Source organism: Enterobacter sp. BWH64, from assembly GCF_001037645.1.
Classification (GTDB): Bacteria; Pseudomonadota; Gammaproteobacteria; order Enterobacterales; family Enterobacteriaceae; genus Enterobacter; species Enterobacter hormaechei_C.
The window spans coordinates 2,798,438-2,810,871 of record NZ_KQ089922.1 but is presented as its reverse complement, the minus strand read 5'-3'; the positions used below and the strand labels follow the sequence as shown (position 1 = coordinate 2,810,871).

The window sequence follows — 12,434 nt, the reverse complement described above, 5'->3', positions numbered from 1 at the left end:
CCGAGGAAATCATGAAATTTATCGCCTCCGCCGCCCTCACCTTGCTGGTGCTGGTTTCCGGCCAGAGCTTCGCGGAGCAAACCCCCAATGCGGGGCAGCAAAATAATCGTGACACCATGATTATGCCGTCCACGCAAAACCAGTCGCCCTGGGACTTCAATCACATGGGCGCTGGCAGCGACAAATCCGACGAATTAGGCGTGCCGTATTACAACCACGACCTGTAATTCGTTTTTGCCCCGCTAATGCGGGGCTTTTTTCTGCCTTAACCCCGCACCCGCGTTGCCCGACGCACCCGCAAGCCAAAGACGTTGATATACAGCCCGGCCATAATCAGCCCTGCGCCACACAGTTGCAGCGCGCTGAGCGTTTCATCCAGCAACAGTGCGGCGCTGGCAAGCCCGACCACCGGTACCAGCAGCGATAACGGCGCCACACGCCAGGTTTCATAGCGTCCGAGCAGCGATCCCCAGATACCATAGCCAATGATTGAGGCGACTAACGCCAGGTAGATCAGCGACAAAATGGTCGTCAGGTCGATCTCCACCAGGCTTTTCAACATCGCCTGCGGACCATCCAGAATAAACGACGCGGCCATAAACGGCACGATTGGGATCAATGCGCTCCAGACCACCAGCGATAAGACCGGCGGACGCGTCTCGTGCTGCATTATCAGTTTGTTAAAGATATTGCCGCACGCCCAGCTCAGCCCCGCCGCCAGGGTGAGCATAAAGCCCAGCAGCGCGACATGCTGACCGTTGAGGCTGCCTTCAATCAGCACCAGCACGCCAAAGACCGCAAGGCTAATGCCCGCCAGCTGCTTGCCCTGCAAGCGTTCGCCGAAGACAAATGCGCCGAGAATGATGGTAAAGAACGCCTGCACCTGAAGCACCAGCGAAGCCAGGCCCGCAGGCATACCGAATTTGATGGCGCAAAAAAGAAACGCAAACTGACCAAAGCTGATGGTAAGGCCGTAGCCCAGCAGCAGCTTGAGGGGAATTTTCGGGCGGGCAACGAACAGCAGCGCCGGGAAGGCCACCAGCAGGAAGCGCAACCCCGCCAGCATCAGTGGAGGCATGTTGTGCAACCCCATTTTGATGACCACAAAATTGAGTCCCCACACCACGACAACCAGCAACGCTAACAGCCCGTCTTTCCGCGTCATTTTCCGCCCCTGAATTATTAAAATTTTGTAAACACTTCAAGGTAACAGAAAAAATAGCCCCGCGAGAAGATCATTAATTCTGGTACTGGAGAGAAGCACCTGCGGATAAATTGGGTGCTATACAAGCTGCCGATCCCATGATAATCCTGTAATAACACAACAAAAAAAGCATAAGCATTTGTCGGGCAGGAAAATGAAACCATCAATCAGGCGCTCAACCGCAGCGCTGCTGGCATCGTCATTGTTATTAACAATTGGCCGCGGGGCAACGCTGCCCTTTATGACCATATATCTCACACGCGTGTACGATATGAGCGTGGAGAATATTGGCTATGCCCTTACCGTGGCGTTGACCATCGGCGTGGTGTTTAGCCTGGGGTTTGGCATCCTGGCGGATAAGTTCGACAAAAAACGCTATATGCTGATCGCCATCGTGGCCTTTATCGCCGGGTTTGTGGCGATTCCGCTGGTGAATAACGTGATGCTGGTGGTGCTGTTCTTTGCCCTGATTAACTGCGCCTATTCCGTCTTCTCAACGGTGCTGAAAGCATGGTTTGCCGACGTGCTGACCTCCAGCGAAAAGGCGCGCGTTTTCTCACTCAACTACAGTTTCCTGAACATTGGCTGGACGATCGGGCCGCCGATCGGCACCCTGCTGGTGATGTACAGCCTGCAACTGCCGTTCTGGCTGGCCGCCTTCTGCGCCGCACTGCCGCTCGGGTTTATCCATTTCTTTGTGCAGAAAAGCATAGCCTCAGACAGCCCTGAGGAGAAAATGCCGTGGCAGCCCTCGGTGCTGCTGAAAGACCGGGCGCTGTTCTGGTACACGCTCTCCGGCCTGCTGGCGTCGTATGTGGGTGGATCGTTCGCCACCTGCATTTCCCAGTATGTCCTCGCCGCACATGCGGACAGTGATTTCGCAGAAAAGGTGGTGGCCGTTGTGCTGCCCGTCAACGCGGCGGTGGTCGTCACCCTGCAATACGCGCTTGGACGTAAGATCACCGCCAGCAATATTCGTCCGTTAATGACCGCCGCGACGCTTTTTTTCATCCTCGGGTTGGGCGGGTTTATGCTTTCCGGCGAGAACCTGATTTACTGGGGGATCGCGGCGGCGATTTTCACCCTGGGTGAAATTATTTATGCACCGGGTGAATACATGCTGATCGACAATATCGCCCCGCCGGGCATGAAGGCGAGCTATTTCTCCGCCCAGGCGCTGGGCTGGCTCGGCGCGGCGGCGAACCCGATGATCACCGGGCTCATCCTGACCCATCTGCCGCACTGGTCATTATTTATCATTATGATGGCCGCCATCATTGCGGCCTGGCTGATGATATTGCGCGGGATGCGCGTGAAAAGTGAAGATAGCGTGTCGGGTGGCGCTGCGCTTACCCGACCGACAAAACCCTAATCGTAAGCCGGGTAAGGCGAAGCCGTCACCCGGCAAAACCAACACCCTAGTGGTGCAACATCTCCTCCACCACCTGCTCTTTGTACATCTCATTCGGGTAGTAGGTCGGCCAGTTATCCATCTCTTTCAGCAGCGCCTCGTGGGAGGTGTTGCCCATAAAGATATGGAAGTGTGAAGAGGCTTTCGGCCCGATGATATGGTCGCTGAACTGCACAAACTTAGGCGCCTGGCTCGCGTTATCCTTGCACTCAAACAGGTAGCGCACGCCTTTTTTCCCCGACGCATAGGTCAGAATTTTGTAGCCGCTGTAGTCGTAGCGGCAGCTGCTCACCGTTTTGCCGCGGTGGAATTCCATCACGTTGTTTTCAATGCCGATGGCGTCCACGTCCGTCGCGTACCCCTTACGGTAGTAGGCCTTCACCTCGGCAGCGGATTTTTCTCCCTTCTGCGCTTTCTTTTCGAAAACCGGATCCAGCGAACCATCAAGCAGGAACGGATAAACGGACTGCCAGGTCCCGTCCCAGTCAGACAGCTTCCTGTCCCTGACGTCTTTATCCTCAAAGACGCCGTTAGCCGCCTTCTGTTCCGCCTCCGTCATCTGATGACCGTGCGAATGGGCAAAAAGCGAGCCGCTTACCAGCAGCGTTCCCAGAGTAAGCGCAATTTTTGCAAGTTGTGCAGCCACAGCAAAATCCTCATTCCGTTTTATAAGAATGAGGATGTTATATTATAACATTTCAGATCGCAACCAGCCCGCGAACGCCCTCCTGCTCCATGTTCTCCCCGCGCCCCTGCTGGACGATGCTGCCGCGCGACATCACCAGATAGCTGTCGGCCAGCTCTGCCGCAAAATCATAAAACTGCTCCACCAGCAGGATGGCCATATCCCCCCGGTTCGCCAGGCTGCGGATCACCTGCCCAATCTCTTTAATCACCGACGGCTGAATACCTTCCGTGGGTTCATCCAGAATCAGTAACCGTGGACGGCTCGCCAGCGCGCGACCTATCGCCAGCTGCTGCTGCTGACCACCGGAAAGATCGCCTCCGCGTCGGTGCTTCATCTCCTTCAGCACCGGGAAAAGCTGCCAAATCTCCTCCGGTACGCTCCTTGCGTTTCCCGCGGAGAAGCGTGACAGCCCCATCAGCAGGTTTTCTTCTACGGTCAGACGCGGAAAAATCTCCCGCCCCTGCGGAACATAGGCCACGCCGGACTGCACCCGCTGGTGCGGTTTACTGTGAGTGATGCTCTTTCCCTGCCAGACCACCTCCCCGGCTTTCACCGGGATCAGCCCCATCAGGCACCTCAGCAGCGTGGTTTTGCCCACCCCGTTGCGCCCCAGCAGGCAGGTAACTTCCCCGACGACCGCCTCAAAGCTCACCCCGCGCAGAATATGACTTCCGCCGTAGTACTGATTCAGTTCGCTAACCTGTAACATCACCTCTCCTTAACGTCCCAGATAGACGTCAATTACCTGTTCATTGGCCTGTACCTCTCGAAGCGAACCTTCCGCCAGTACCCGCCCCTGATGCAGCACCGTGACGTGGTCGGCGATGGTCTCGACGAAGCCCATATCGTGCTCAACCACCATCAGCGAATGCTTGCCTGCCAGGGTGCGGAACAGCTCGGCAGTGTATTCCGTCTCTGCGTCAGTCATACCGGCAGCGGGTTCGTCCAGCAGTAACAGGTGCGGGTCCTGCACCAGCAGCATGCCGATCTCCAGAAACTGCTTCTGTCCGTGGGAAAGCAGCCCGGCACGGCGATCGCGCTCGCTGCCAAGCCGCAGCAAAACCAGCATCTCATCAATGCGGTCGCGCTGCTCGCCGCTGAGCGTGGCCCGCAGGCTCGCCCAGACGGACCTGTCGGCTTTCATGGCGATTTCGAGGTTTTCCCCTACGGTCAGCGCTTCAAACACGGTCGGCTTCTGGAACTTACGGCCAATGCCCTGACGGGCGATGGCCGCCGGTTCCAGGGCAGTCAGATCGATGGACTGATCGTAAATAGCTTTCCCGCTTTTTGGCCGGGTTTTGCCGGTAATCACGTCCATCAGCGTGGTTTTACCGGCGCCATTAGGGCCAATGATGCAGCGCAATTCTCCGACGCCGATGTTCAGCGAGAGATCGGTCAACGCCTGAAAACCGTCGAAACTGACGTTAATGGCCTCGAGCTGCAACACCGGATCGGTCTGCTCGCGGTAACGGTCGCCCGGTAGCTGGCGGGTAAAGAGTCCTTCAGAGGGCTGCATTAATTCTCTCCCTTACGAAACAGACCGAACACGCCGCGCGGTAAAAACAGCGTCACGGCGATGAAAATCAGCCCCAGAAACAGCTGCCAGTACTCCGGCATCGCCACGGTGAAAAAGCTCTTCGCACCGTTGACCAGCGCCGCGCCAATCACCGGGCCCACCAGAGTGCCGCGTCCACCCAGCGCTACCCAGATGGCCGCTTCAATCGAGTTGGTCGGCGACATTTCACCCGGGTTGATAATGCCCACCTGCGGAACGTACAGCGCTCCCGCCAGGCCACACAGCACGGCGGAAAGCGTCCAGACCAGCAGCTTGAAACCGCGCGGATCGTAGCCGCAGAACGTGAGACGGTTTTCCGCATCGCGCACCGCCGTTAAAATGCGGCCAAATTTACTCTTCGCCAGCGCGTAGCCTGTGCCCAGGGCCAGAAGCAGCAGCACGACCGTTGCGAGAAACAGCGCGATCCGCGTGGTGGTCGCCGTGACGGAAAACCCGAGCAGCGTGGTAAAGCCGGTAAAGCCGTTATTGCCGCCAAAGCCGGTTTCGTTGCGAAAGAACAGCAGCATGCCCGCGTAGGTCAGCGCCTGGGTCATGATGGAGAAATAGACCCCTTTGATCTTCGAGCGAAAAGCAAACCAGCCGAAGACCAGCGCCAGCAGGCCGGGGATCGTCACAATTAACACCAGAGCCCAGGCAAAATGCTGCGTTCCCCACCAGAACCAGGGCAGCTCGCTCCACGAGAGAAACGACATAAATGCGGGCAGCCCGTCCCCGGCCGCCTGGCGCATCAGGTACATGCCCATCGCATAGCCGCCCAGGGCGAAGAATATGCCGTGCCCCAGTGAGAGCATACCGGCATAGCCCCAGACCAGATCGAGGGCCACGGCGACAACTGCGTAGCAGAGGATCTTGCCGATGAGCGTCAACATCCACGTAGAAACGGCCAGCGGATGCGTTGCGGGCAACAGCGCGAGAAAAGGCAGCACCAGCAGCGCCGCAACCAGCAGACTGCCGAAGATTTGCGTGGAGCGCGGTGCCCTGCGCGCCAGTGTTAAGGTCAATGGCTGGCTCATCAGTCTGTCACCCTCCCTTTAAGTGCGAATAACCCCTGCGGACGTTTCTGAATAAACAGAATGATCGCCACCAGAATCAGGATTTTGCCCAGCACGGCGCCCATCTGCGGTTCAAGAATTTTATTGAAGATCCCCAGACCAAAGGCCGCCGCGACGCTACCGGCCAGCTGGCCGACGCCGCCGAGCACCACCACCAGGAACGAATCAATGATGTATCCCTGGCCCAGCTCCGGTCCCACGTTCCCCAGTTGGGACAATGCCACGCCGCCCAGCCCGGCAATGCCGGACCCGAGGCCAAACGCCAGCATATCTACCCGTCCGGTGGGGACGCCGCAGCAGGCCGCCATGCTGCGGTTTTGCGTCACCGCCCGCACGTTCAGCCCCAGACGCGTTTTATTCAGAATGAGCCAGGTGAAGAACAGCACCATCAGCACAAACCCGAGCACCACAATACGGTTCCACGGCAGCGTCAGGTTGGCGAAAACCTGCACCCCGCCGGACAGCCAGGCCGGGTTTGCGACCTCAAGGTTCTGGGCGCCAAAGGTCATGCGCACCAGCTGGATGAGCATCAGGCTGATCCCCCAGGTGGCGAGCAGGGTTTCCAGCGGGCGGCCATACAGATGGCGGATCACCGTGCGCTCCAGCACCATCCCGATACCTGCCGTCAGGCAAAACGCCACCGGCAGCGCCACCACCGGATAAAGCGCCAGCCACTGAGGCATCCACTGCGCCATAACCTGCTGCACCATCCAGGTGGCATACGCCCCGAGCATCAGCATTTCGCCGTGGGCCATGTTAATCACCCCCAGCAGACCATAGGTGATAGCCAGCCCGAGCGCGGCCAGCAAGAGTACCGACCCCAACGACAGGCCCATGAAGGCCTGCCCCAGCAGTTCGCCCCACATCAGCCGGTGCTGAATACGGTCCAGGCTCTCAGCGGCGGCGGCACGTACCCGTGCGTCCGGCTCGGTTTGCGCCCGGGTGAACGGCGTCAGCGTGGCCTGAACGTCCGGATCGTCAGACTGTCCCAACAGTTCAACCGCGTTGAGGCGCGTTTCCGCCTGCGGACTCGCCAGCTGAAGATTTGCCAGCGCCAGCCTCAGCGACTGTCGGGTGACGTCATCCGTTTCGCGGTTAGCCCGCTGTTGCAGAAACCCGAGCATATCCGGCTGAGCGTCACGCTGAAGTTGCCGCGCGGCATGACGCCTTTCGGTGACACTGTCACTGACAAGCTGATGCGTCGCCAGCGCCGTGACGGTTAACACGCGCAGCCGGTTGGTCAGCCGCACGGCTTTGGTCGTTCCTTCGGCGCTCTTTGCCGCGCCCAGGGCAACCATTTCGCCGTCGATGCGGGTAAAAGCCTTCTTCTGGCTGTCGGTGTAGAGGTTCTCCTGTTGCAGCGCCTTAAGCAGCGGCAAACGTGCAGGTTCCGGCGTGGCTGCCCAGCGGGTCAGCATGGCGGTCTGCTGGCTGCGGCTAGCGGCAACGAAATCATCGGCATCCGATGCCTGCACCATCCCTGGCAGCAGTCCGGTAAGCCACACAATCGCAATAATTATGCGCATGGCGTTCATGACGTCTCTCCCTGGTGGTGGCTTAGTTGCTGGCGGTTTTCATCGGCTGGTCAGGTTTTTTGTCATTCCCGGCGATAAACGGGCTCCACGGCTGAGCGCGTACCGGCTGTTCGGTTTGCCAGACGACGTTGAACTGGCCGTTGCCTTCGATTTCACCAATCATGACGGGCTTATGCAGGTGGTGGTTGGTGGCATCCATGGTCAGCGTAAAGCCGGACGGCGCGTTGAACGACTGGCCCGCCATTGCCGCGCGCACTTTGTCCACGTCGGTTGTCCCCGCTTTTTCAACCGCCTGCGCCCACATATGCAGGCCGACATAGGTCGCTTCCATCGGATCGTTGGTGACGACGGTATCGGCATTCGGCAGCTTATGGGCTTTCGCGTAGGCTTTGTAGGCCGCGACAAAAGTCTGGTTGGTCGGGTTATCGACGGATTCAAAGTAGTTCCACGCCGCCAGGTTACCCACCAGCGGTTTGGTATCAATGCCGCGCAGTTCTTCCTCGCCCACCGAGAACGCCACCACCGGCACGTCCGTGGCTTTCAGCCCCTGGTTCGCCAGCTCTTTATAGAAAGGCACGTTGGAATCACCGTTGATGGTTGAGACCACCGCCGTTTTACCGCCCGCGGAGAATTTCTTGATACTGGCGACGATGGTCTGGTAATCGCTATGACCAAACGGGGTGTAGACCTCTTCAATATCTTTATCTTCCACGCCTTTCGAGTGCAGGAAGGCGCGCAGGATCTTGTTCGTGGTGCGCGGGTAAACGTAGTCCGTTCCCAGCAGGAAGAAGCGTTTCGCGCTGCCGCCGTCCTCGCTCATCAGGTACTCCACCGCCGGGATCGCCTGCTGGTTAGGCGCCGCGCCGGTATAGAAGACGTTAGGTGACATCTCTTCACCTTCATACTGCACCGGATAGAACAGCAAACCGTTCAGCTCTTCAAAAACCGGCAGAACTGATTTACGCGATACGGAGGTCCAGCAGCCAAACACCACGGCGACCTTATCCTGGCTCAGAAGCTGGCGGGCCTTTTCGGCAAACAGCGGCCAGTTGGAGGCCGGGTCAACCACCACCGGCTCCAGCTTTTTCCCGAGCACGCCGCCTTTGGCGTTGATTTCGTCGATGGTCATCAGGGCGACATCTTTCAGGGGCGTTTCTGAAATGGCCATCGTGCCGGAGAGTGAGTGCATGATCCCGACTTTAATGGTCTCTGCGGCCTGGACGCCAAAACTGACCCCCATGGCGACCACGGAGGCGGACAAGGCGAACGCTTTTATAAAGGTACGACGGTGCATATTTTCACTCCTGAAAAAGAAAGCTGTGCGAAGACGTCCGTTACCGCCCGGACGCAGAAAAAGTAACGTCAGTTTCAGGAGAGCAAAAAGGGTGCCAGGTTGCAGAGGCAGGATTTAAACGGGTTCGAAGAGAGGATCTACGGGAAACGACTCAGAATGGTACAGCGCTGCACTGTAATAATGCAGCGCTGTGAACGATGTTACCAGACGTCGCTGGCGATTTGCGTCACCAGGCGAACTTTATCCCACTGCTGGGCTTCGCTCAGGCTGTTACCCTCTTCCGTGGAGGCAAATCCGCACTGTGGGCTGAGGCAAATCTGCTCTTTCGCCACGTAGCGCGCGGCCTCTTCCAGACGCGCTTTCACCCCTTCCGGGTTCTCCAGTTCACCGTGCTTGGTGGTGATTAGCCCCAGAACCACCTGCTGTTTACCCGGGCGCACAAAACGCAGTGGCGCAAAGTCGCCGCTACGGTCGTTGTCGTACTCCAGGAAGAACGCGTCGACGTTCACCGTACCGAACAGCACCTCCGCCACCGGCTCATAGCCGCCTTCGGAAATCCAGGTTGAGCGGAAGTTGCCGCGGCAGACGTGTAGCCCGATGGTCAGATCGTCCGGTTTGCCCTCCAGCGCCTTATTCAGCACCCGGGCATAGGTTCGGGCAAGTTCGTCTGCATCATCACCGCGCTCGCGGATCTGCCGGCGCTGGTCTTCTGAACAAAGGTAGGCCCAGACGGTATCATCCAGTTGCAGATAGCGGCAGCCTGCATCGTAAAAGGCCCAAATGGCATCGCGCCAGGTGGTCGCCAGATCGTCAAAGTAATCTTTCAGATCCGGGTAGACCGTGGCATCAATATCCTTGCGGCCACCGCGGAAGTGCAGCACGCTCGGGCTCGGAATGGTCATCTTCGGCTGTGCGTTACCGCTGATGCTTTTGAGGTAGCGGAAATCTTCCAGCATAGGATGATCGCCGAAGCCCAGTTTGCCCGTTACGCGCACGCCATGGGCTTTGGTCTGCACCCCGTTGAACTGAATGCCCTGCTGCGAATCATAACGCTCTACGCCCTGTAGCCCGTCAAAGAAGTCAAAGTGCCACCAGGCGCGGCGGAATTCACCATCCGTTACCACATGCAGACCGCAGGCGCACTGCTGCTCGACAACATGGCGAATGGCCTCGTCCTCAACCGCGCGAAGCTGACCGGCATCGATCTCACCGCTGGCAAATTGCAGACGGGCCTGTTTAACAGAATCCGGGCGTAAAAAACTGCCGACTACATCGGCGCGGTACGGGGCGTGGTGTCGCTGCATGGAAATCTCCTCTGTCTGTCGGCGTTAATTGCCCACAGTGATAATTCATCTCTTGAATCTTTAGACTTCTGGATGTCTAAACGCCCTAAAAAGATGTCATACCGGCTCGCCGCCGACAAACGAGAAAATTTCATCTGTGTTGAAATAAATTCATGTTCACAGGGCGGGTGATGAAGATCCTGCAAACGCGAACCGCTCATCTTCCCAGCCGGTGATGCCCCCGAGCATAATCTTGACCGGCAGACCCAGACGCGCCAGCTTCAGCGCCGCCCTGTCCGCCCCGTTGCAGTGCGGGCCTGCACAATAGACGACAAACAGCGTGCCCTCTGGCCACGCTTTCATCCGCTCGGCGGTGATCTGGCTCCAGGGTAAATGCAGCGCGCCGGGCAGATGCCGCCGGGCAAAATGTTCAGGTTTTCCGACAACGTGCAGCAGAACAAAGTCCTGCTCACCGCTGGATACCGCGTGATGGACATCGGCGCAGTCCGTCTCGACGCTCAGACGACGCAGAAAATGCCCCACGGCTTCCTGCGGCTCAGCAGCCGGAAATTCAGTAACATAGCTCATGAATCTTCCTCATTTGTGGTGTTTGTGTTAACACTACTCTATCCCTTACTTCAGCCCATGAATGCGTCCGCCTATGCCAGAAAACAGCAAAAAGATGACAAACTTAAGACATCCCTCGCCGCGCGCGGTCGTGCTGGCATATGACGGTTTATGTACCTTTGAGTTTGGCGTGGCGGTAGAGATCTTTGGCTTGCCGCGCCCGGAGATGGGCGAGGACTGGTATCAGTTCGCCGTGGCGAGCGTGGATGACGGCGAGCTCCGGGCAACGGGCGGGATCCGTATTCTGGCCGATGGCGATCTGGGTCTGCTGGAAACGGCGGATCTGGTTGTCGTACCCGGCTGGCGAGGGCTGGACGAACCCGTACCCGACGCGCTCTGTCAGGCGCTCCGTGCGGCGCATGCCCGGGGTTGTCAGCTACTCTCAATCTGCTCTGGCGTTTTCGTTCTGGCAGCCTCAGGCCTGCTTGACGGGCGGAAGGCAACCACCCACTGGCGCTACACGCAAGCTCTGAAAGCACGCTATCCCGCTATCACCGTGGTTGAGGATGTGCTGTACCAGGACGAAGGCGATATTCTCACTTCCGCAGGCAGCGCCGCGGGGATTGATCTGTGCCTGCACGTGGTGCGCCGGAATTACGGTATTGAAGCGGCAAACTGCGTGGCGTGTCGGCTGGTGATCCCGCCCCATCGGGACGGCTCGCAAACCCAGCAGCTTAGCCGACCGGTGGCTCAGTTGCGGGAGAGCCAGCGCCTGGGCCAGCTGTTTGATTATCTTCACCAGCATCTGGCCGTTTCCCATACCGTCGAATCGCTGGCCCTGCGGGTGGGTATGAGTCAGCGCACCTTTCTGCGCCGTTTCCAGGACGCGACCGGAACAACGCCCGCGCGCTGGTTATTAACTGCACGATTGCAGCGGGCAAAAGATTACCTCGAAAACAGTCGGCTCAGCATCGACAATATTGCGGAACAAACCGGTTTTGGACAAAGCGGCACGCTGCGCCACCATTTCCGGCAGCAATTTGCGCTTTCGCCCGCGCAATATCGCAAACAATTTTCACAGCCGGTACGATAAACGGGCAAAAAAAAACCGCCATAATCTGGCGGTAAATGCTTGCATGGATAGATTTGTATTTTGGTATCTACGCTCCGGTATTCCATACCGGGATGTGGATCATCTGCAATCTACCACTGTGAGGCTCAACGAAGCATAAACGAATCGATTAACCCGCTTTGGTATTAATTTGCAGATAACGCATCAGCCCCTGCTCTGCACTCTGGCGGGCATCATCATTAATCGCTTCGAGATAAAACGCACGAGAGACCCCATACGGCGCCTGCTCGGATGGGTAAACGGCGAACTGGAAGGTTTTGCCCCTCGCCTTATTGGTACAGCCCAGCTCCCAGCGATCTTCACTTACCTGGGTGCTATTACATTCGACACGTCCGTAATCGCTGGTTAAATACGATCCGACACGGCTTTTTGCTGACTGAATATATTCTGGTTCTTCATTTGAATAGATGCTGGCCGCAGCACCCACCGCAACCACTACGCCCAGAAGTGATAGCACGATTATTTTTTTCATTTATTCGATCCAATCCTTAGCCAGAAAAATCTTATTGTAAATGATTTCCCAATAAATCTAGCTTCTCTTTGCATACCAGAAATGGGAGTTTACAACGGCGATATTGCTTTTAAGAATAGTCTTAAGTGAGTTTTATTGCGACCACAATTTTTGACAGTCTATTTTCTCAAATTTAAACAGTCGAATAATTACTCTATGAAATTATCCCTACGATGACCGT

13 protein-coding genes are annotated in these 12,434 nt (G+C 57.4%); 3 read left to right on the top strand and 10 right to left on the bottom strand.

Annotated features, from left to right (window positions below; translation table 11 throughout):
• The first annotated feature begins 11 nt into the window (after window positions 1-11).
• Window positions 12-227: a multiple antibiotic resistance protein MarB gene (gene marB, locus SK50_RS13435; protein WP_015570538.1), complete on the top strand. Its 216-nt coding sequence runs from the start codon at window positions 12-14 to the stop codon at window positions 225-227.
• A 38-nt stretch (window positions 228-265) separates the two neighbouring features.
• On the opposite strand, the gene eamA is transcribed toward marB, so the two are convergent.
• The gene (gene eamA / locus SK50_RS13430) at window positions 266-1,165 is read right to left on the bottom strand and encodes an O-acetylserine/cysteine exporter (RefSeq protein WP_017693436.1); all 900 of its coding nucleotides are present in this window, start codon (window positions 1,163-1,165) and stop codon (window positions 266-268) included.
• 193 nt (window positions 1,166-1,358) lie between these two features.
• On the opposite strand from eamA, the gene ydeE reads away from it, so the two are divergent.
• Window positions 1,359-2,576: an efflux MFS transporter YdeE gene (gene ydeE, locus SK50_RS13425; RefSeq protein ID WP_045141511.1), complete on the top strand. Its 1,218-nt coding sequence runs from the start codon at window positions 1,359-1,361 to the stop codon at window positions 2,574-2,576.
• Between the two features lie 46 nt (window positions 2,577-2,622).
• On the opposite strand, the gene zinT is transcribed toward ydeE, so the two are convergent.
• The 8 genes from zinT to SK50_RS13385 form a co-directional block, all read right to left on the bottom strand.
• On the bottom strand, window positions 2,623-3,261 hold the full coding sequence (gene zinT, locus SK50_RS13420; protein ID WP_017693437.1) for a metal-binding protein ZinT: 639 nt from the start codon (window positions 3,259-3,261) through the stop codon (window positions 2,623-2,625).
• Between the two features lie 52 nt (window positions 3,262-3,313).
• The gene (gene urtE / locus SK50_RS13415; RefSeq protein WP_015570540.1) at window positions 3,314-4,012 is read right to left on the bottom strand and encodes an urea ABC transporter ATP-binding subunit UrtE; all 699 of its coding nucleotides are present in this window, start codon (window positions 4,010-4,012) and stop codon (window positions 3,314-3,316) included.
• A 9-nt stretch (window positions 4,013-4,021) separates the two neighbouring features.
• Window positions 4,022-4,819 (bottom strand): urea ABC transporter ATP-binding protein UrtD, encoded by a 798-nt coding sequence (gene urtD, locus SK50_RS13410; protein WP_015570541.1) that lies wholly within the window; start codon window positions 4,817-4,819, stop codon window positions 4,022-4,024.
• Window positions 4,819-5,892 (bottom strand): urea ABC transporter permease subunit UrtC, encoded by a 1,074-nt coding sequence (gene urtC, locus SK50_RS13405; RefSeq protein WP_015570542.1) that lies wholly within the window; start codon window positions 5,890-5,892, stop codon window positions 4,819-4,821. Before urtC ends, urtD begins: the two co-directional genes overlap by 1 nt.
• Entirely contained in the window at window positions 5,892-7,466 is a 1,575-nt protein-coding gene (urtB, locus tag SK50_RS13400) for an urea ABC transporter permease subunit UrtB (RefSeq protein ID WP_015570543.1), read from the bottom strand. The genes urtC and urtB overlap by 1 nt, the downstream gene beginning before the upstream one ends.
• Before the next feature lie 22 nt (window positions 7,467-7,488).
• Window positions 7,489-8,760, bottom strand: coding sequence for an urea ABC transporter substrate-binding protein (gene urtA, locus SK50_RS13395; protein ID WP_015570544.1), 1,272 nt, complete (start codon window positions 8,758-8,760; stop codon window positions 7,489-7,491).
• A gap of 200 nt (window positions 8,761-8,960) precedes the next feature.
• Window positions 8,961-10,064, bottom strand: a complete 1,104-nt coding sequence (locus SK50_RS13390; RefSeq protein WP_048229545.1) for a cobalamin-independent methionine synthase II family protein — start codon at window positions 10,062-10,064, stop codon at window positions 8,961-8,963.
• 156 nt (window positions 10,065-10,220) lie between these two features.
• A complete protein-coding gene (locus tag SK50_RS13385; RefSeq protein WP_017383989.1) occupies window positions 10,221-10,631 on the bottom strand; it encodes a rhodanese-like domain-containing protein in 411 nt (136 codons plus the stop codon).
• 73 nt (window positions 10,632-10,704) lie between these two features.
• On the opposite strand from SK50_RS13385, the gene ftrA reads away from it, so the two are divergent.
• The gene (gene ftrA / locus SK50_RS13380; RefSeq protein ID WP_045345224.1) at window positions 10,705-11,703 is read left to right on the top strand and encodes a transcriptional regulator FtrA; all 999 of its coding nucleotides are present in this window, start codon (window positions 10,705-10,707) and stop codon (window positions 11,701-11,703) included.
• Between the two features lie 148 nt (window positions 11,704-11,851).
• On the opposite strand, the gene SK50_RS13375 is transcribed toward ftrA, so the two are convergent.
• Window positions 11,852-12,214, bottom strand: coding sequence for a hypothetical protein (locus tag SK50_RS13375; protein WP_015570547.1), 363 nt, complete (start codon window positions 12,212-12,214; stop codon window positions 11,852-11,854).
• Window positions 12,215-12,434 lie beyond the last annotated feature (220 nt).

Excerpts from the sequence above, each read along its gene's own strand:
- SK50_RS13390 (WP_048229545.1), bottom strand. The coding sequence starts at position 10,064 with ATGCAGCGACACCACGCCCCGTACCGCGCCGATGTAGTCGGCAGTTTT.
- urtE (WP_015570540.1), bottom strand. The coding sequence starts at position 4,012 with ATGTTACAGGTTAGCGAACTGAATCAGTACTACGGCGGAAGTCATATT.
- urtC (WP_015570542.1), bottom strand. The coding sequence starts at position 5,892 with ATGAGCCAGCCATTGACCTTAACACTGGCGCGCAGGGCACCGCGCTCC.
- SK50_RS13375 (WP_015570547.1), bottom strand. The coding sequence starts at position 12,214 with ATGAAAAAAATAATCGTGCTATCACTTCTGGGCGTAGTGGTTGCGGTG.
- urtB (WP_015570543.1), bottom strand. The coding sequence starts at position 7,466 with ATGAACGCCATGCGCATAATTATTGCGATTGTGTGGCTTACCGGACTG.
- urtD (WP_015570541.1), bottom strand. The coding sequence starts at position 4,819 with ATGCAGCCCTCTGAAGGACTCTTTACCCGCCAGCTACCGGGCGACCGT.
- urtA (WP_015570544.1), bottom strand. The coding sequence starts at position 8,760 with ATGCACCGTCGTACCTTTATAAAAGCGTTCGCCTTGTCCGCCTCCGTG.
- SK50_RS13385 (WP_017383989.1), bottom strand. The coding sequence starts at position 10,631 with ATGAGCTATGTTACTGAATTTCCGGCTGCTGAGCCGCAGGAAGCCGTG.
- ftrA (WP_045345224.1), top strand. The coding sequence starts at position 10,705 with ATGCCAGAAAACAGCAAAAAGATGACAAACTTAAGACATCCCTCGCCG.
- eamA (WP_017693436.1), bottom strand. The coding sequence starts at position 1,165 with ATGACGCGGAAAGACGGGCTGTTAGCGTTGCTGGTTGTCGTGGTGTGG.
- ydeE (WP_045141511.1), top strand. The coding sequence starts at position 1,359 with ATGAAACCATCAATCAGGCGCTCAACCGCAGCGCTGCTGGCATCGTCA.
- marB (WP_015570538.1), top strand. The coding sequence starts at position 12 with ATGAAATTTATCGCCTCCGCCGCCCTCACCTTGCTGGTGCTGGTTTCC.